The following is an 18,173-nucleotide window of genomic DNA, read 5'->3' on the forward strand; positions in this document are numbered from 1 at the left end:
AACAATTCTCCTCCTTATAAATTTTTATAAAATCAAAGGGCCTTGCTGGATAATATAGAGGGGCATCACCTCCTTTCATAGAAAAATTGCTAGATAATTGTAATCTGATGAAAAAGCGGAGTTAGATTACGCTCTTTGCAGCATCCCCGTAGAACCCCGCACTGATAGGCCAGCATCTCAACAATGTAAATCAATATAAATACAGGAAATGAAAGTTCCGGCTTTTTGGTAACGTATTCAAAATAGGCCGATAATACATAAACAACAGCCCAGAAAACAAACATCAACGGAAAAATGATACTCAGCGCTAACAGAAACAGAGAATAATAACGTGAAAGTACAGCCGTAAAATGTCCTGCAAACGCAAGGTGCGAACGCCAGAGAGAACGCGCGATTTTATCTGCCGGAAGCGTAAATCCAAGCGCTTTTATTCTTGATTTTTTTACTAGCATTTCGCATACAAAGCTGCATAAAAGGAGAACCAAACAAAAAGTGAAAATGGTTAAAAAGGAATGAATCGAATTGTGATAATTCAAAAAATTATATAGAAATATTCCTGACAGAAGTATGCTGCCATTTATCATGTTCCATGAACTTATGAACATCTTTTTCCGATTAAATGAAAAGTTCTTTTCCAGCAATGCTTCAGAAGCTGCATACTGCGCCCGTCGTACTATAAATTCAGACATTCGATTACGGTGACGATGCAGAATCCTCCCTTCCGGTATGTACCAGCCTTTGTTTCCCTGCTGTAACACACGCCATATGAGGTCCACATCTTCCCCTACACGCATTTCTTCTTTAAAACCGCCGACTTGTAAAAAGGCGCTTCGCCTGATAAATACATTACATGTAGGAATATACGGAATCAGTTTTCCGGGACCGATCTCCCCGCCTCGCTCTCCCATATGCAGCGGCGAACGAACCTCCTCATAACGATCCAGCGCTTTTTTCGAGCTATAGGAATCAACCCCGCCTCCTACAATAGCTATGTTCTCATCTACAAACGGCTGCGTGAGAAGCCGCAGCCAATTATGACTTACTACACAATCGCTGTCTGTAAAAGCGATCACTTCTCCTTTCGCCTCCCTAACACCGATATTCCGGCAGCATGATTGCCCTACATTTTGCTCCATTTCAATCAGGCGAACATCATATTCCTTAATCGCTTCCTTCGTTTCATTGTCTGTAGAAAAGTCATCGATCACGATAATTTCGAAGCGATCACGGGGATAATGGCAGCATAAAACCGATTCAATGCACCTTCTTATATCAGCGGGTCTATTGCGTACAGGAATTACGATGGATACAAACGGAGTGTATTCTTCAATGCTATCTCCTGTATAAATACGGCTAAGTATCCCTCTTTTGGCGAACGAATCAAGAAACTGAACAATTTTTCCCTTTTCAATACCTGGATATTTTTCAATGATTTCATCTAATGTAAGAGAATTTGCGCAATCATACAGCAATCGGTAAGCAGTATCATTTATCCGTATAACACCAAGGGGATGATCTGATAAAAGCACACCGCCCCGCTCATCTTTCATCAGATTCATTCCCGTATGCAAACGATAGCTCCAGGAATATTTCATATCTTTTCCTCCACCTGTATCAAACAAAGCCTTTTCCCTTTAAAAATTGAAATGCTTCTTCCGCCAATTTCTCAGCATCTCCCTCAATCATCATTCCTTTTTTCTGCTCCAGCCCCCCCGACACAATCGCACGAATACGATCAAGTGGATCAAGATTGGAATCCGGGGTAAAAATGGCTTGTGGAACCGGACTAGGAGGAGTAATGCTGACAAGGCGAGTCCGTACGTTCCAGCTTGATATTTCATCTTCTGCTATTCCTAATTCATGCAGGGGAATCTCTTCTATTTGATAGGCAAGCGCTTCCACATAGTGGTTGAGCGACGCATATGGCATTCCGCTGCTTTCCATATCTACCGAAATAACAGCCGGGATTTGCACCTTTATTTTTTCCCTCGCTCCTTTTTCCAGACGACGAAAGGCGATGAGATGATTGCCTGTGTATTTAATGTCGGCCGCTACCCCGGTTACCTGCGGCATGTCCAGCATTTCGGCAACGAAAGCAGGCAGTTGCCTGTTTCCTGTATCACCGGAGCAGCTTCCAAAAAATACAACAGCAGGGTTTATCTCTTGGAGAAATGAGGAAAGAACGAGCGCTTTTCCATGTGTATCAGTCATCTCCAGATTCTCATGCCAAATCCGGCAGACACGCTCCGCTCCTAGCGCTTTTACTTCCTTCAAATAATAATCCGCGTCTTCCGGTGCGATCATAATAACCGTCAGAAATGCATCGTATTTGTTTTTAAAGCGGAGTGCCATTTCCAGCGCAGCTATGCTTCCCGGATCCATTCTATTTATAATAAAATCTTCGTCCAGCATTCCAGTGGCCGCATTAACAACTTCTGGCACATCCATATCTGGTATGAGCTTTAGGCATACCGCGATTTGCATACGTATTCTCCTTTCACAATAGACGGTAAAGCACACCAAACCCGCCCGGCGGATACGTCCAGGTTACCGCTCCCTGATCACACATCACATCACACGTTCCACACTCTACACACCCATCGTAGGCGAATTTTACTTTGCCATCGATTACCCGGTAGCAGGTTGCGGGACAGCCGTATACACATGCTTCATGCGGACATACCTCACATTTAGAGCTATCAACAACAATATGGGCTGTACGATGTATACGTGTCCGGACAAGTGAAAGCTTATTATCTACATCAGACCAGGTTACTTTCATATGCTTTCCCTCCTACCATAATAAACCTCTTCCACCGCTCCATCCGTCTTTTACTATATCCAAGAGACTGACTTTTGAGCCGAATTGACTTTTTGCCATTTTCATGATTTTCTGGCGCGGCTGTCCGTCTGAAGTAAATAGTTTTTCCATGAGTTCTGTAACGCCGGCTGCATACGTATCATGAATTCTTGGATTTTGCACAAAAGAAGAAGCATGTCTGAATTCCTTCAAATCTCGCAGCACAAAGCTTTCTTCTAACAGGGTTTTATAGCAGCTAAGCTGTCCTGCTGAATAATTTTCCGCCCGCAAAGCACGCAAAGCCGCTTTCGCTGCCGCAATCCCGCCGGCCATAGCATAATTCATTCCTTCTAAAGCAAGCCCTGTTGCAAAAACCATTCCTGCCGCATCGCCCACTACCAGCATTCCATCTGTATATAATTCAGGCATCATATTAAATCCGGCTTCCGGAATAAGGTGTCCGCCGTATTCAACAGGAACGCCATCCCGAATCATTTCTTTTACAGTAGGATGATTTTTAAAATCTTCCAACACTTGAACGACCTGTATTTTTTTCTCTTTTAATGCAGCAAGTTCTGCGACAACGCCGATAGAAATCGTATTTTTGTTTGTATAAAGAAAGCCGCCACCTTTAACCGGTATTCCCCCGACAAACTCATTGGCCATCCCCTCCTGGTGTCCGAGCTTAAAACGTTCCTCTATTACCTCTGAAGGTAATTTGAGCACTTCTTTTACACCGACAACGAGATGATGCAAAGAGAAATCTTTACGCAGCCCTGCCTGCCTTGCCAGAAACGAATTGACACCATCGGCTGCAATGACGATGTTTGCATATAAATCCCCATGCTCACGTCTTGTTCTCACACCGGCAACTTTTTTTCCTTCATACAGAAGACTGTCTACCGTTGTGGCAGGAATCAACGTTGCTCCTTGTTCCACTGCTTTTTGGGCAAACCAGTTATCGAATTTAGGACGGAGAATCGTAAATCCGTTATAGGGGGGCTGTGCATATCTACGGCTATTTAATTCAATTGCGACAGAAGCCCGTGAAGACATGAGTGTCAGGAGGCGTTTTGTTACAACTCTTTCAATTGGAGCTTCCTCCCAGAAATTTGGAATTAATTCATGCAGAACACGCCCATAAAAAGCTCCTCCGAACATATTTTTTGAGCCGGGGAATTCCCCTCTCTCAACGATAGCTACATCCACTCCTGCCCGTGCCAGCTGGAATGCGGCGGCTACACCTGCCGGACCCGCGCCTACAACAATCACATCAAATTTATTAGTACTCACCTGATTTCCGCCACCTCTCTTTGCTGTGCCACTGTTTTCTGTTCTTCTTTATACTTTTGGATTTTTTGTATTAATAACGGAATCACTTCATGCATATCGCCTACAAGACCTATATCAGATAATCCAAAAATGGCGGCTGACTTATCATAGTTTATCGCTATAATCGTTCCCGAATCCTTTATTCCCATCGTGTGATGAATCGCTCCCGAAATGCCGCATGCAATGTATAATTTTGGTGCAACGACTTTGCCTGTTTGACCGATTTGCCGCTCGAACGGTACCCACCCCTCATCGGTTGCGACACGCGATGCACCTACCGAGGCTCCCAGCGCATATGCAAGTTCATGAATGAGCATAAACCCTTCTTTGCTTTTCGCCCCGCGACCTCCAGCTACAATCATACTGGCTTCAGAAAGATCAACTGAGCTTGCCTCCGCTTCGATAACACCCAGTACCTGTGTCCGTATATCCGAGGAATTAAGACGGATCGGAACATTGTATACTGGTACTTCCTCTTCACATTGTTTAGGAAGTGCCGGTGGAAAAACTTTCGGTAATACCGTTGCAAGCTGTGTTCTACCTGTGTGAGAGTCAAACGTGCAATGAGCCTTTCGATTGTATATGAACTTTGTCATTAACAATACATCGTCGCTGCCCCAGGTGAATTTTACGCAATCCGTTACGACTCCAGTTTTCATACGTGCTGCTAGTCTAGGCGCCAAATCCCGGCAATCGGTTGTCGAAGGCATGAACAGCAGAAGCGGACGGTACATAGTAAGGACACTCTCCAGCGCTGCAACATACGCATCTGTCGTATAGGTAGCGAGCAAGCTGTGTTCTACGCTATAGATTGTCACTACACCATAACGCTTGATATCCTCATAAACTTCTTTCACCTTCTTCCCCATTACAAGGGCATGTACTGTTTTTCCTTTTATACGTGCTAAACGATGGGCTTCATACAGGATCTCTTTACAATTTTCGATCATCTCTCCATCCTGGTATTCAATGAAAACCCATATCTCATCTCTCACGAAGACTCCTCCTTAAATGGCTCTTCCTATTCGATGCCCGTCCAGAACGGCCTGCTCTACTCTTCTTGGCGCAAGACAATCGCCGATTCTATACAATTCCTTTACTTTTCCTTTCAGCGCAAAATACAAATCACTGTCGGGCATTCCCATCGTCGCATACACAACAGAATCTGCTTCAATTTGCCATTCTGCTCCTGAATAATGATTAAACACTGTAATTTTTTTGCCCACGTCTTTTACAACAACATTAGATGTAATCGTAATTCCTTTGCTCAGTACCCTGTCATACCACAGAGGAAGGTCCTGCGTCGGACCGAGATCAGCACCCGCATACAATGCCGCTGTCAACAATTCAACTTCATGTCCGTTATCAATCAGGAACTCCGCTACGCTCGTTGCTGGCTGTCCGCCTGTAAAATCTACGAGTACGACCTTTTTACCAAGCGTCAATCTGTTGTGCAGAACATCTCGCGTATCACCTAAAGGAATGGCGTCTTCGCTTACAGCAAACGGCGGGTATCCTTTCTTGCCTCCTGTCGCAATTACAACTGTATCAGGGTTTTCTCGCATGACCAGATCAGCTGTAACATCTACGCCAAGCTTAATCCTAACGTCTAGTTTCTCTAATTGGTTCAACTGGTTGCGGATATGATCACCAAATTCAGCGCGATTCGGTATTTTTGTAAACAAGCCTACAGTACCGCCAAGCGTCTGTTCTCTTTCATAAATTGTGACGTCATGACCTCTCTCCGCTGCGATTTTTGCCGCTTCCAGTCCTGCAGGGCCACCGCCGACCACCATAACTCGTTTTCGAGTAGAACAGGGTTGTAATGTGTCAATTCCATACTGCTTTTCATTTCCCGCACCGGGATTTTGAATACAGCTCAGGAACCGATTTAGCCCCATACGCCCTACACAGTATTGATTGCAGGCAATACATTTACGGATATCATTCAACCGCCCCTGCTGGGCTTTTATTGTAAATTCAGGATCACAAATTTGGCCTCTGACAACACCGATCATATCGGCATGTCCCTCTGCCAACAGCTGCTCTGCCTGCACCGGGTCATTGATACGCCCGGCCGTAAAGACGGGAATGTTTACAACCTTGCGGATAGCGGAAGCCATATACGTTGCGTATCCGAGGGGAACGTGCATCGAACCTTCTACCATGAACAGATTATGGAAGTTTCCGATACTCGTATTGATATAATCTATTTTTCCTGTTTCTTCTAGCTTCCTGGCAATTTCTAGTGTCTGCTCTAATGTGATTCCACCAGGAATTAACTCATCGCCGCATAGCCGGATTCCCAAAGTAAAATCTCTACCGACAGCTTCACGGATCGCATCAATAAGTTCAATTACATAACGCATCCGGTTCTCCAGCGAACCCCCATACTCGTCGTTTCGTTTATTGGTAGCCGGGGATAAAAATTGCCGAATAAGCGAACTGTGCGATGCCTGAAGTTCCGCGCCGTCAAAACCGCCTTCCCTGACATGCCTTGCTACAATCGCGTATCCTTCCACAACCTGACGGATGTCTTCCTTTTCCATTTGCTTCGGAATTTCCCGGAAGATAGGATCTGGTATTGCTGAAGGCCCCCATACGGCCATTCGAGAGTATGTGCTGTTCCCCTGACTGCCATTATGATTAATCTGGGCGAAGATTTTGGTTCCATAGACATGAACAGAGTCAGTTAGCTTTTTATAGCCATGGATAACGCGGCGATCGAACGCATCGATCAACTTCTCATACGCTCTGTCTGTCGGATGAACGGATTGCTCCTCCGTAATAATGAGACCTGCGCCGCCCTTCGCCCGCTCCGTATAGTAGGCAATATGCTTGTCAGTGACTACGCCTCCCGCTCCGTTGTTTGTCATATGAGCCGAGAATACAACACGGTTTTTCACAGTTACACTTCCAATTTTTAAAGGGGAAAATAAATAGTTATAATCGTTCATTACACTCTTCTCCCTACCTGGTTTCCTTCAACAATTGCCATCCCGATGCCACGGGGCGCTACACAATCCCCGACCCGGAACACCTGCCGAACGCTGTCTTTTATTTCATAGTACAAGCTCTCCTGCGGCAGCTCAGGCAAGCAGAAAATAACGGTATCAATCTCACGCAATACACTTTCTACCTTGCTGAATCTCTCAAAAATATGTACATCCCTCTCTGTAATTTTTTTAATTCGTGAACGAGGAATCATCGTAACACCTAACGAGTACACCCGCTGGTTCCACAGTGAAATATCCAATGTTTGTGCCAAGCTAACACCAACGAACAGTTCACTGGTGATAGCGGTTACATTTTTGCCTTCTCTTGCTATCTTTTCGATAAGCGTGGTCGACTGATAGCTCCCCACCTCGTCTACGATAACTACATTGTCTCCGATATCCGCCCCATTCCAGGCATCAAAGCCCGTAATAACATGGGGTAAGCTTCCTCCCTCGTATTCATGGGGCAGCCGGTGGACTGACCCTGTTGCAAGAATTACCGTATCAGCAGCAGCTGATACCACCTGCTTTTTATCTACATACGTATTTAGATATATGTCTACACCGAGATGCCTTAGCTCATTTTCCAAATACCGAACAACTCCGGCTATCTCTTCACGTCCCGGCCCCTTCATTGCTGTATTTACCTGGCCACCAAGCTTGCCTGCTCCATCGTATACACTGACATGGTGACCGCGAATAGCCGCAATACGGGCCGCTTCCAATCCGGCAGGACCACCACCAATCACCATTACTTTTTTCTTGTTCCGCGAAGGCTTTATTACACTGGCGCCAAGCTCCTTCTCGTATCCAGCGGCCGCATTGTGAATACAGCTTATTTTCCTGTTCAGGCTCCCATATACGCTGCACTCCTGATTGCATCCAATACAGGGACGGATACGGCCTATCTGATTATCTTTATATTTCGTTACCAAAGCAGGATCAGCAATTTGCGCCCGCGTCATTTCTACAAAATCCATTTTCCTGTCTTCTAAGAAGGACTCAGCCTGCTGCGGATGTACAATACGCCCGCCTCCCATTACAGGCAGATTAGAAACCGCTTTTATACGGGCTGTATAATCTGCCGCAAATCCCTGTGAGACATACATAGAAGGTCTTGTCATATGTGTAGAATAGATGCTTCCTACACTTGTGCTAAAGAAATCGAGCATTCCATCGACCGTAAGAAGGTGAACGATTTCCTCCGCCTCCTCCGGAGTAATCCCTGCCCAGGGTGCATATTCGTCTACAGTAACCCGCAGCCCAATTGGAAAGTCACGTCCTACTTCTTTTCGGATAGCAGCGATAATCTCTCTAACAAAACGCAAACGATTTTCCAGCGTTCCCCCGTATTCATCCTGCCGATGATTCGTTAGTCCTGACATAAACTGACGAATCAATGAACGCTGCCCGCCATTTAATTCGATACCGTCAACGCCCGCCTCCTTAACATGCCGGGAAGAGGTAACAAATCCCCGTACTACCGCCTGAATATCTTCCTGCTCCATAATCTTCGGTACTTCCGCATCTGTCTGAAATCCGGAAGGTGACCATAGTTCCCGCTGGCTCAGGCTGCTGTCTGCCTGGCTCCCGCTGTGACCTAACTGTGCAAATATCTTTGTACCATACTTATGAACAGCATTAGTGAGCTGCCTGTATCCTTCCGTTACTTCCGGTTTATAAGCTAGAATGGCATATTCATAAGGAAAGTCAGACTCGTGCACATATCCTTCTTCTACAATGATAAGACCGGCTCCGCCTCTGGCTCTTTCTTCGTAATAATGCAGATGCCTTTCCCCCGGTATATTTTTCTCGGCAAAGTTTGTCGGATGCGCCCCAAAAACTACACGGTTAGGTATCTCTATGGAACCTATAGTTAAGGGAGCGAGCAATTGTTTTTGCTTTGTTATACTCACAGTTCCCCCGCCTCGCAATACGTTAATTTACCTTTATACCGTTACCTCTTTTCTTTTTGTCTTCCTGTAAGAAATCAGACATTCCGGGTCTTTTTCAAACAAATCGCCTGTTAAATGGTAGCTCACCGCATGGCATCCACCACCGCAATCGTTGTAACTTGGACAGCCCAAACATGCTTTAACCCTTGTCGTGCGGAATTTTTCAAATAAAGGAGCATCAATCCACATTTGCGAAAGCGGCTTCTCGCGAATGTTTCCTACCTTACAATCATCATTGATGAGAAATGCGCATGGATATACATTGCCTGTTGGTGTAATACAACATGTGGCCCGTGATGCACCGCAAACGTTCAGTCCGGGAATCGGTTCTCCTAAAGCGGAAAGAATAAAATAAGAGTCGCCTGTCGTTACATCAGGATGAGCTTTTACCCATTGGTACAGCTGTATATTTTGTTCCGGCGTTAAATGCAGATAATGATAGCTGTCTATCCCGCGGCCGGACGGACGAAGACGTGCTACACGAAATTTTGCTCCGTGTCCTCTTACAATTTGATATAAATCCTCGATCTGATCGAAATTGCTGCGTGTGGCTACCATGTTTACCGAAAGTTCGATGTTTTCCTTGCTTAGTAATTCAACCGCTCGCAGTGCGCCGGCAAAACTTCCTTTTCCCCGTATACTGTCATTGACTTCTTCTGTTGCCCCGTCAATGCTAACCTGGACACGGACATGCGGGATAGCGGCAATCCTCTTAGCCATTTTCTCTGTTATAAGCGTACCGTTTGTGCTGAATTGTACGGGTAGCCCTTTTTCCCCCGCGTATTCTACTAACTCAAGAAAATCTGGACGCATCAGAGGTTCTCCTCCTCCGATGTTTATATAACAAACGCCCATAGCGGCCAAATCATCGATCATTGCTTTTGCTTCTTCATATGTCAACTCATCCGGTTTCCGCTTTCCGGAAGCGGACAAGCAGTGTTCGCAACTTAAATTACAAGCAAACGTCACTTCCCATGTTACACAAATCGGAGCCGTCAGTCCTTCAAGCAGCCATTCATACTTCATGTATGACTCCTCCTTTATGAAGATCCGTTAAACTTTTCATGATAAATTCCATTGCGTTTCCTTTTATTTTCCCCGGAGCGATTTTTTCTGCCATTTCCTGAACAGAATATGTTCCGTCATTCTCTAAAAAACACATGATCAAATGTGAATGAATAAACTGAAGCTTGCCATCCTTGTGGTCGTAAACAAGTCCGCCAAATTTTTCTTTTCTCACTTTCACTTCGTCGCGCAAACGATATTTTGTTTGTTCATTCATATGCCGTATTCTCCTTTTCTTATCGCTGTGCCCATCCTCTATCCATATTCCAGACTGCTCCGGTCACCGACCGGGACGCATCGGAAGCGAGCCACATTACAAGCTCGGTCGTATCTTCCGGCTGAATGAGTCCGGGTAATAAGTGATAGCTGGCAAATAAAGTTTTCGCTTCATATACATCTGCCTCGATTTCAGGTGCCAGTCCAGCCAGCATGTCTGTGTCTACAGAGCCCGGACAAATACAATTAACCGTAATTCCATAAGGAGCAAGATCAATGGCTAAAGCTTTCGTTAGCCCTGCGACACCGTGTTTGGCGGCCGTATAATGAACTAAATTAGGGATGCCTTTCATCGCTGCGATCGACCCGACATTAATAATCCGGCCATAATGCTGGTTTTTCATCACAGGAATTACGGCTTTACAGCTATTCCATGTACCGGTTAAATTCACGCCGATCATCGCATCCCAATCAACGTCGTTAATTTCCCACGCAGGTTTGATATTGCACACTCCCGCATTGTTTACCAGAACATCAATTCGACCAAAACGCTTAATTCCTTGCTCTGCCAGCCTCGTAACAGACGTGCTATCACGTACATCGCAGCGTGCACTTACAACCTGTCCGTTTGTTTTATGTGTAATCTCTTCAAGACAAACAGAAAATTGTTCTTCTGTCCCCAGTGAATACGTTACCCCTTCTATATCTTCGCAAATATCACAGACAATAAGCTTGGCGCCGAGCTCGGCAAATTTCACCGCATGGTTTCTCCCCTGTCCTCTTGCCGCTCCAGTAATCATGACAACTTTATTTTCAAACGACTTCATATTTGTACCTCCTCCGTCACGATTACTGGACGGGTAGCCTTTGTTAAGAAAAGTAGATTAATAGACGCCACAGATACAATCAATGGTCATTTCCTCTACCATAAGTTCATCCAACACTTCCGGCTCATTCATCAACTCTTCAATTTCCAAGAGCGCTGCTTGAGGTGCCATACTATGTTCCCCCTCTCTTTGCTGATTTTTCGTACACCTATCAATATAGGCAAAACGCATGCCAATATTTTTCTTATCATTTTCTGTATATTCTTGTCGAAATTGATAGGCGTATACTTTTTTTTGGTATAAACAGGCGAAAATTTGGCACTTCATAGCATGTTTTCGCCCATAAAAAACAGCCGCCCTGGGTGAGGGGCGACTGCCGCGGGGATGGGTTGTCTATATAAATCACACTTGATATACCGACATTCTGGTAGTGGAGCGAGGTAGAAGGAAGAGAGAGCGAAGTCGGAAAGAAGAAAAGTAAAGATATGCGCTAGGGAAGCTAACAATTTGTTTTTCTCGCACGTTTAAATGGAGAAGCGGCCTTTTTATTTCGTTGTTAGCGAAACAGGCTTCAAAGGGACAATGGTGGAAATGGCTGCTTTGTAGAGAATATTTTGTTTGTTTTCAACCTGTATAGCAACCGTATATTGATCAAAGGAAGCGATAAGCCCCCGCATTTGTACACCATTTATTGTAAAAACAGTAACCGGGATTTTGTTGCTACGTAGTTGATTTAAGAAATAATCTTGAAGTTTTGCTTTTTCCAATGGATAACATTCCTCCCTCTATGTAGTAAAAACAGTGGTACGCTTCATTGCTCCTCTTCTACTATACCATTATACCATATACGTTGCCCTTCTCTTCTTTTCTAATTAGACAGCTTGATAACGGAAAAAATAATTTTTCAAAATTCGTCCTAATAAAGGACAAGGGCTTTGAGAAAAATATACAGGGAAAACATATGAACACAAGTTTATTACATGAATGGAGGAACGGATATGGAAAAGTGCTATTATTGTGAGCATTCACTGGAAAAAGCTCATCTGGTTACTTTCTATACTGGGGACACCGAAAGAAATGAGTTCTTATGCAGCGAATGTTATGCAGAATGGTTAGAATCCATCAAAGGATAGAATATTGATATTTATATTGCTACCGAAAATGTGAGGACAGAAGAATCATTTTCATTAATAGCCGTTATAATGGAAATCCCCAATTCGAAAGCGAAAAATTATCCTTTATTGAGAAAGCCTATAATTTAGGCATTGTAGATGAATACGATACTTTAATCAATACAAGGTTATAAAAAAAATGATTCATAAGAAAAACTCGCGGGCGTTGCCGGTCTTTCCCTCCCTTAAGGTCCACACGAAAAAAGCAACGGTCGGCACACGCCTCGCAGGTTTTTCCTCAATTACTCATGGAGGGAAAGACCTTGTGCACTATTTATATTTGGAACGCTGCACAATAACATTTGCTTTCCGTTCCAGCGGTTGAATCACTGCCGACATATCAAGCTCAGCCAATCCTTGCTTTGTTGCCTCTTCAAAAGCTGTTTCTGCCGCTTGACCCGTACGTACTGACACGTTTGCTTGCAAAAGCATTTGATTGGCCAGGCGGACATCTTTGAGCAAATACTTCACCGCACCACCGGGGGCAAACTGCCGGTCAAGCACGAATCCTTCCATATGTCTGCGCAGCATACGGCTATCTCCGTAGCTGGCACGTAAGACATCATAAAGTTGCTCGGCGTCCAGGCCGAGTGCCGCTCCGGCCACCATTACTTCGCTGGCTGCCAAGGAATGAACAGCGACAAGATATTGATTCAACAGCTTGGCCACACTTCCCGATCCGCTTTCCCCTAAATACTGTATGTTCTCGCCGATGGTTTGCAGGAGAGGGTGCACCTGCGTAAATATGCGCTCCTCCCCTCCTACCATAATCGTCAACGTTCCCTTTTCGACTCCCTCTGGCCCCCCGCTCACCGGCGCATCAAGATAGTACACCTGGTGCTGCTGACCAAGCTTATGCATTCGTATGCTTGTATCCCGATCCACAGTTGTAAAGTCGATACAAATCGTTCCTTTTTTGGCATGGGCAAACACACCCTGTTCTCCTCCATATACCATCTCTACATCGTGAGGCATGGACAGACAGGTACATAAAACATCCGCTCTTCTTGCTACCTCAGCAATGCTTACACACGGTATAGCTCCTGCAGCCATGGCTGATGTCAGCTTCGATTCCGAACGATTGTAGACGTAGACTTCGTATCCTGAAGCTCTCATCTGCTTTACCATACGCGAGCCCATGACTCCTAACCCGATAAATCCAACGATCATTTCTCTTCCCCTTTCTGCCACTTCCAAAGCCAATGCAAACTGTCATCCGTGTCTCCAAAAGGGGTGTATTCACACCCAATGAATCCGTTGTATCCAGTAGCTTCAAGCATCTCAAAAATTTTCACATAATCAATCTCACCCGTTCCGGGCTGGTGCCTTCCGGGATGATCGGCGATTTGGACATGTTCGACGAGCGGAGCCACTTTCGAATAACTGTTCAGCAATTCTCCTTGCATGCATTGAATATGATAGAAATCAAACTGCAAACGGACATGTGGTGAATCAAATTCTCTGATGAATCGCTCGGCTAACGTCAATGATGACATATAATATCCCGGCATGTCGATTTGATTGATCGGTTCGATAAGGATCGTAATACCATATTGTGCCGATTCTGCTACCGCATATGCCACATTATCGTGCAGCACTGCATAGGCTTCCCTATGTTCAAGTCCATCAGGCAGGATACCGGCCATACAATGAAGTCGTGAACAGCCCAGCTCCGTAGCATAGCGAAGCGCTGTTGTCACGCTCTCTTTGAAGTCCTCCCGGCGCTTCGGATCAATCGCCAGACCTCGCTCGCCCCGCTGCCAATCGCCAGGTGGTAGATTAAACAAAACAAGTTCGAGCTCATGCTCTTGCAGCTGCGCTTGAAGATCCGCAATACTGTGAGCGTAGGGAAATTGACACTCCACATACCGAAAACCTGCTGCGCGTGCTTTGCCAAACCGTTCAAGAAACGGAACATCTGGATACAGTGTTGTTATATTTGCTGAAAACCGAAGCATGTATGCTCCTTCCCTCCCCATGCTGCTAATTTAATATTCAAAAGTTTATTACATCTGCCTAAATAAGAATACATTCGCCGTCATCTTAGCGAATCCTCTCTATCGCTTTCCAAACTTCTTGCTCATGAAAAAGAGTGCCGTAAATGCGGCGACTTTATCGAAGAACAAATAGAACCTTCTATCTATGAATGTGAGCGCTGTTTTGGTCACAACCATGAATAAAGAGGGGAGCGAATGGCGGTAGATGATATGGATAGCACCCTGCGTGTTCCTAAAATTTAGGATAGGCAGGGTGCTTCTGTTTTAATATGTCATCCTAAACCTACAGCCTCCCCAACTATTCCGGGAGGCTGCCGTCCTCGTTTTAATGGTCAACTTTAAACCGGTCGACGCTTCTTTTGCTATTGCGGCTTATGCCATCTGCGGGCCGCATTCATGCTCCGCATCTTCCTATACACCGATTTGTCTTTTAGCCGTACGAACAGCGACCGGGAAGAACCGATGTTTTCCTCAATTACCCAGAGCTTGCCGTTTCTATCCACTGCAAAATCCAGTCCGATTTGCTCGTACGTTCGGGATTCGTCAAATTTCTCCCCAATTCTATATCCTACTTCTTTCATTTCATCCTGCAGGACATCGATGGCGTCATCGCGAAGGCCAAGGGCTTTTTTCAGCGCATTCCGTACACCTGTTACATAACCCTTCCCCCGTGCAATATTAGTCACCGCGCTATTTGGTCCCGCTACCTTGGCCAGCATCCCGATCGCCTCCCACCTTCCGCTCTTGCGCATCATAGCCAACCGAATATCGAATGGGCGTCCGTTGATTTTTGCCAGCCGAACCCCTTCCTGAATCACATATCGTTTCCCGGGCTGCAGGTCTTGTTTTATTTTCCTATATAATCTTTCCATCGTTCGGCAGCGAACTATACGGCCCCGCTCCCGGATAAACGTATATCCCTCCTTCGTACGCCAAATCTTCACAACGCCTCTGCCCCCTCGTCCGTTGTCCGGTTTTACAAAAACGAGCGGATACATTGCCAAATAGGAGCGCAGTGTATGTTCGGAAAACATCGCCGTAGACGGCAGATACGGTCTTATGGTTTCATCAGAGGCAAAAAAATTCCACAATTCCCATTTTCCCATCTTTCCATGCTTCCGCCTTCCCTCCGACACGCTTATCACCCGCTTTATCCAAGCTTCTTTCTATATCATATGTAAAAGAGAAGAGAAAGGGAGCACTATACTGCAATTTGAGTCGCCACCAGGGTTTCTTGTCAATATTAAACCACCTTGTCTTGAACACCTTTGATTGTTTTTTTCCTTCTACTCTGCGCCCTTACGATTTGAATCGATAAAGTGATACCTGTTACAGTAAGAATAATTAAGCCTATCGCCGTAATATCCACCAGGATTTTAACGTTTGTGCTCCCAATCCTTCCCTCGTGAAGCCCTCTAATAAAACCCATAAGACCAAAACCTCCCCTGTCCTCTTCTGGAGAAATTGCTCCCGGTTTACCGGCCTGAGACAGCACGCTTTCACTTTGATTCGTGCTTTGAGAAGGGAGACTCCCCTTTTCCCGGGTTGAAAATGACGCTCGTTGCTCCATCCCCGGTCGCCTTTCACCCTTGTCCATCCCGATAAGCCACGGCTCAGACAGAAGAAGCCCCGTAATAGCTTCAATTAGTATAAAGAAAGAAGTAAGTAATCCAATCCACAAATGTAACTGGCGTCTTTTTTTCATAATCCTGTCTCCTCATCTATAAAGTTTTTAGCATTTTTCATACATACACGCTCCTTACTACGACCTTTTGTTTTAAACAATTGCTACTTTAGGCATGGATGGTGAAAAAACAGTGAAATTTTGCGGGGAATGTAGATTTTTTACGCGTTTTTCACCAAGGTCGTTTACAATCATAAAAGTAAATAAACAAAAAACCGTAGCTTCTATATAAGGAGGAGGACCTGTGAACATTTTATTGGCTGAAGATGATCTGGTCTTGGGCGAACTCATGGCTCACCTTTTGAAAAAAAAGGGGGGATACAAAGTAGAATGGCTTACTCAAGGAGATGATGTGTACGATTATGCTATAGAATCTCATTATGACCTGCTCATTCTCGACTGGATGCTGCCGGGCGAAGAAGGGGTGAGCATATGCACCCGCCTGCGAAAAGAAGGATATTCAGGTGCCATCATTATGCTGACGGCTAGAGATGCCCTTCAAGACCGGATTATCGGATTGGATGCGGGAGCAGATGACTACTTGATCAAACCGTTTGAGATAGATGAACTTCTTGCGAGAATCCGTGCATTAACCCGACGGAACTATGCGCCGATCCAAGAGCAAATCGTGCAGATACAGAATATTACAGTGAACCTTACGAACCGTACAGTCTCATCTAAAGAGAAAGAAATTTTGCTGACACCACGAGAATTTCAACTGTTGGATTTGTTGATTCGCAACAAAGGACAAGTCCTCTCCCGCGACGTTATTTATGACAGGATTTGGGGATATGATTCTGATGCAACAATGAAAACCATTGATGCCACCGTTAAATTGCTTCGCAAGAAATTACATGAGGCCGGTCAAAGGGACATCATTCAAAGCATTCGCGGGGTGGGATATAAACTTGAGATTTAATTGGCTATCACGCATTCAACATTGGAAAAAAGACGTATTTATCCATACACAAACCCGGCTCACCTTTCAATACAGCGTGTTAATTATGGTTTTCCTTACGCTGTTTATTACCATTGTGTACTTTTTGGTCCACACAACAATCTCTCGTGAACAAGAGCAGCAGCTCCACATCCTCGCCGACCAACAAACGCTCGAAATTAAAAATGCACTGAAAGATGGAGTGCTTAGCCAGCAGGAGTTGGACAATATCAATACAACGCAAGAGAATGGAAATCAATTTTTTTACTATGTGATAAATCCAAGCGGAAGAATTCTTTTTGGAGAGGCGGTCATTGGTCGGAGCCAGCCGGAAATTTTACGCCTCCTCCAGGGGTGGATGCCCCAATCGAACGAAATCCATTATGGGACTATTACCATCCATCCTCCCAGACGCGGCGGCCCGCATGAGGGGCCTCTTCGTAAAGGACCGCCTCATGAAGAAGAGCGGCATCCTATCGATTTGATGATGACCGGCCGAGCCATTTATCTAGGGGATCAATTGGTAGGGATTTATTATACGGGAAAAGACATTTCCTTTTACTATGAATTGATCCGCCGGCTGCTTGCCATTTTAGTTACATTGGGACTCCTGTTTTTGGGCATTGCGCTTTGGCTTAGCTATTTCATGTCCAAGCGAGCCATGATTCCCATTCGAAATTCTTTTCACCGGCAGCGGGAGTTTGTCGCGGACGCTTCCCATGAACTGAGGACCCCTCTGAGTATTCTGCAATCCTCTCTTGATGTTCTCGAAATGGAGGAAAGCAAGCAGATGTCAGGGTTCTCTCAAAACGTATTATCCAATATGAAAAATGAAGTCAGGCGGATGACGCATTTGGTCGGCGATTTATTAACGCTGGCGCGTTCCGATTCCGGAGTACCGGTTCTTCGCTATGAAACCTTTGATTTGATCCCGCCGGTGGAACAATTGATCCGGTCTGCACAAACCCTTGCGCAAGCCAAGAACATCAACCTTCAGTTCCACGCACCTTCGACGCTGACGGTTCACGGCGATCATGAAAGGATAAGACAGTTGCTTTATATCCTGCTAGATAATGCCATTAAATACACGCCGAATGAAGGGAGTGTAAGCCTTACGCTCTCCGCCGCATCGCGTGAAAAACAGCAGGCCTTGCGTATCGTTGTTCAAGACACCGGTATCGGCATTCCGCCT

At 45.2% G+C, this 18,173-nt stretch carries 18 protein-coding genes; 2 read left to right on the forward strand and 16 right to left on the reverse strand.

The features are described from left to right. Nucleotides 1-89 precede the first annotated feature (89 nt). The 16 genes from mftF to B2899_RS06855 form a co-directional block, all read right to left on the reverse strand. The gene (gene mftF, locus B2899_RS06775) at nucleotides 90-1,595 is read right to left on the reverse strand and encodes a mycofactocin biosynthesis glycosyltransferase MftF (protein ID WP_146808879.1); all 1,506 of its coding nucleotides are present in this window, start codon (nucleotides 1,593-1,595) and stop codon (nucleotides 90-92) included. A gap of 19 nt (nucleotides 1,596-1,614) precedes the next feature. Continuing rightward, the gene (locus B2899_RS06780) at nucleotides 1,615-2,484 is read right to left on the reverse strand and encodes an electron transfer flavoprotein subunit beta/FixA family protein (protein WP_286884600.1); all 870 of its coding nucleotides are present in this window, start codon (nucleotides 2,482-2,484) and stop codon (nucleotides 1,615-1,617) included. Between the two features lie 13 nt (nucleotides 2,485-2,497). After that, the gene (locus tag B2899_RS06785; protein ID WP_146808877.1) at nucleotides 2,498-2,782 is read right to left on the reverse strand and encodes a ferredoxin family protein; all 285 of its coding nucleotides are present in this window, start codon (nucleotides 2,780-2,782) and stop codon (nucleotides 2,498-2,500) included. A 12-nt stretch (nucleotides 2,783-2,794) separates the two neighbouring features. Then, nucleotides 2,795-4,093 carry an FAD-dependent oxidoreductase gene (locus B2899_RS06790; RefSeq protein ID WP_146808876.1) on the reverse strand — a complete coding sequence of 433 codons (1,299 nt, stop codon included), beginning with the start codon at nucleotides 4,091-4,093 and terminating at the stop codon, nucleotides 2,795-2,797. After that, nucleotides 4,090-5,127: an electron transfer flavoprotein subunit alpha/FixB family protein gene (locus B2899_RS06795; protein WP_286884601.1), complete on the reverse strand. Its 1,038-nt coding sequence runs from the start codon at nucleotides 5,125-5,127 to the stop codon at nucleotides 4,090-4,092. The genes B2899_RS06790 and B2899_RS06795 overlap by 4 nt, the downstream gene beginning before the upstream one ends. A gap of 12 nt (nucleotides 5,128-5,139) precedes the next feature. Further along, complete coding sequence (locus tag B2899_RS06800) at nucleotides 5,140-7,089, reverse strand: mycofactocin system FadH/OYE family oxidoreductase 2 (RefSeq protein ID WP_146808874.1); 1,950 nt, start codon at nucleotides 7,087-7,089, stop codon at nucleotides 5,140-5,142. Continuing rightward, nucleotides 7,089-9,044, reverse strand: a complete 1,956-nt coding sequence (locus B2899_RS06805; protein WP_286884602.1) for an FAD-dependent oxidoreductase — start codon at nucleotides 9,042-9,044, stop codon at nucleotides 7,089-7,091. The genes B2899_RS06800 and B2899_RS06805 overlap by 1 nt, the downstream gene beginning before the upstream one ends. Before the next feature lie 33 nt (nucleotides 9,045-9,077). Further along, complete coding sequence (gene mftC, locus B2899_RS06810; RefSeq protein ID WP_286884603.1) at nucleotides 9,078-10,109, reverse strand: mycofactocin radical SAM maturase; 1,032 nt, start codon at nucleotides 10,107-10,109, stop codon at nucleotides 9,078-9,080. After that, nucleotides 10,099-10,365 (reverse strand): mycofactocin biosynthesis chaperone MftB, encoded by a 267-nt coding sequence (mftB, locus tag B2899_RS06815; protein WP_146808871.1) that lies wholly within the window; start codon nucleotides 10,363-10,365, stop codon nucleotides 10,099-10,101. The genes mftC and mftB overlap by 11 nt, the downstream gene beginning before the upstream one ends. A gap of 19 nt (nucleotides 10,366-10,384) precedes the next feature. Further along, nucleotides 10,385-11,191 (reverse strand): mycofactocin-coupled SDR family oxidoreductase, encoded by an 807-nt coding sequence (locus B2899_RS06820; RefSeq protein ID WP_146808870.1) that lies wholly within the window; start codon nucleotides 11,189-11,191, stop codon nucleotides 10,385-10,387. A 57-nt stretch (nucleotides 11,192-11,248) separates the two neighbouring features. After that, nucleotides 11,249-11,362, reverse strand: coding sequence for a mycofactocin precursor MftA (gene mftA, locus B2899_RS06825; protein ID WP_146808869.1), 114 nt, complete (start codon nucleotides 11,360-11,362; stop codon nucleotides 11,249-11,251). A gap of 374 nt (nucleotides 11,363-11,736) precedes the next feature. After that, entirely contained in the window at nucleotides 11,737-11,958 is a 222-nt protein-coding gene (hfq, locus tag B2899_RS06830; RefSeq protein ID WP_146808868.1) for an RNA chaperone Hfq, read from the reverse strand. A 675-nt stretch (nucleotides 11,959-12,633) separates the two neighbouring features. After that, on the reverse strand, nucleotides 12,634-13,533 hold the full coding sequence (locus tag B2899_RS06835) for an NAD(P)-dependent oxidoreductase (RefSeq protein ID WP_146808867.1): 900 nt from the start codon (nucleotides 13,531-13,533) through the stop codon (nucleotides 12,634-12,636). Continuing rightward, nucleotides 13,530-14,321: a hydroxypyruvate isomerase family protein gene (locus B2899_RS06840; protein WP_286884607.1), complete on the reverse strand. Its 792-nt coding sequence runs from the start codon at nucleotides 14,319-14,321 to the stop codon at nucleotides 13,530-13,532. The genes B2899_RS06835 and B2899_RS06840 overlap by 4 nt, the downstream gene beginning before the upstream one ends. Before the next feature lie 401 nt (nucleotides 14,322-14,722). Then, complete coding sequence (locus B2899_RS06850; RefSeq protein ID WP_286884609.1) at nucleotides 14,723-15,466, reverse strand: YheC/YheD family protein; 744 nt, start codon at nucleotides 15,464-15,466, stop codon at nucleotides 14,723-14,725. Between the two features lie 137 nt (nucleotides 15,467-15,603). Then, nucleotides 15,604-16,065, reverse strand: a complete 462-nt coding sequence (locus tag B2899_RS06855) for a PepSY-associated TM helix domain-containing protein (protein WP_286884610.1) — start codon at nucleotides 16,063-16,065, stop codon at nucleotides 15,604-15,606. A gap of 223 nt (nucleotides 16,066-16,288) precedes the next feature. Between B2899_RS06855 and B2899_RS06860 the strand changes: the two genes are divergently transcribed. Then, complete coding sequence (locus tag B2899_RS06860) at nucleotides 16,289-16,963, forward strand: response regulator transcription factor (protein WP_286884612.1); 675 nt, start codon at nucleotides 16,289-16,291, stop codon at nucleotides 16,961-16,963. Then, nucleotides 16,953-18,173 (forward strand): sensor histidine kinase (locus B2899_RS06865; RefSeq protein WP_286884614.1); only part of this gene is annotated, 1,221 nt, incomplete at its 3' end. The genes B2899_RS06860 and B2899_RS06865, both read left to right, overlap by 11 nt.

The sequence above is a fragment of the Aneurinibacillus sp. UBA3580 genome, assembly GCF_002375825.1.
Taxonomy (GTDB): domain Bacteria; phylum Bacillota; class Bacilli; order Aneurinibacillales; family Aneurinibacillaceae; genus Aneurinibacillus; species Aneurinibacillus danicus.

Coding starts and splice junctions, on each gene's coding strand:
- B2899_RS06780 (WP_286884600.1), bottom strand. CDS start 2,484: ATGCAAATCGCGGTATGCCTAAAGCTCATACCAGATATGGATGTGCCA.
- B2899_RS06840 (WP_286884607.1), bottom strand. CDS start 14,321: ATGCTTCGGTTTTCAGCAAATATAACAACACTGTATCCAGATGTTCCG.
- mftB (WP_146808871.1), bottom strand. CDS start 10,365: ATGAATGAACAAACAAAATATCGTTTGCGCGACGAAGTGAAAGTGAGA.
- mftA (WP_146808869.1), bottom strand. CDS start 11,362: ATGGCACCTCAAGCAGCGCTCTTGGAAATTGAAGAGTTGATGAATGAG.
- mftC (WP_286884603.1), bottom strand. CDS start 10,109: ATGAAGTATGAATGGCTGCTTGAAGGACTGACGGCTCCGATTTGTGTA.
- B2899_RS06855 (WP_286884610.1), bottom strand. CDS start 16,065: ATGAAAAAAAGACGCCAGTTACATTTGTGGATTGGATTACTTACTTCT.
- B2899_RS06850 (WP_286884609.1), bottom strand. CDS start 15,466: ATGGGAAAATGGGAATTGTGGAATTTTTTTGCCTCTGATGAAACCATA.
- B2899_RS06835 (WP_146808867.1), bottom strand. CDS start 13,533: ATGATCGTTGGATTTATCGGGTTAGGAGTCATGGGCTCGCGTATGGTA.
- B2899_RS06820 (WP_146808870.1), bottom strand. CDS start 11,191: ATGAAGTCGTTTGAAAATAAAGTTGTCATGATTACTGGAGCGGCAAGA.
- B2899_RS06785 (WP_146808877.1), bottom strand. CDS start 2,782: ATGAAAGTAACCTGGTCTGATGTAGATAATAAGCTTTCACTTGTCCGG.
- B2899_RS06800 (WP_146808874.1), bottom strand. CDS start 7,089: ATGAACGATTATAACTATTTATTTTCCCCTTTAAAAATTGGAAGTGTA.
- mftF (WP_146808879.1), bottom strand. CDS start 1,595: ATGAAATATTCCTGGAGCTATCGTTTGCATACGGGAATGAATCTGATG.